We start from the raw sequence: 442 nt of genomic DNA, 5'->3' as shown, positions 1-442 counted from the left end.
CACCACGAGCCCGAAGACGGCGAACAGGACGATGGCTCCGCGCGACAGATCGGCCTGGCCTTCAACAGAAAAGCGAGGCCGAGCACGAGCCCGAGCGAGGCGAACCAGGCGGCGCTCGCCCATTTCGTCTGCCCGTCGATGGCAAGGAGGTTGCGCGTCTCGTATAGGCCCCAGCTCTGCATCAGGATGACGAAGAAGGACGCAAGCAGGACCGAGACCCCGAAGCAGAGACCGGGGTCGACCGCGATGTCCGTGACCGCCCAGTATAGGGTGGCCGCAAAGCTGCCCGCGATCAGGATCGCCCCGGCATCGAGCAGGGCGACGACGATGGAGGCGGAGTCGGGGAGAAGCGGGCTGGGCGGCTGCGCCGGGTAATCAGCCACATAGGCATCGGCCGGCTGAGACATGACGCCACCGTCGTGCTACCCACGACGTATTGTCG

The 442-nt window shown here is 66.3% G+C and carries 1 protein-coding gene; it reads right to left on the bottom strand.

Going from position 1 to position 442, the window contains the following annotated elements; all coding sequences use genetic code 11:
• The coding region (locus tag AC2JF9_RS09360) for a hypothetical protein (RefSeq protein WP_500727226.1) at positions 1-407 on the bottom strand (407 nt) is incomplete at its 3' end.
• Positions 408-442 lie beyond the last annotated feature (35 nt).

This window comes from Lactobacillus sp. C449L, assembly GCF_059900815.1.
This window is presented reverse-complemented; position numbering and strand designations above follow the sequence as displayed.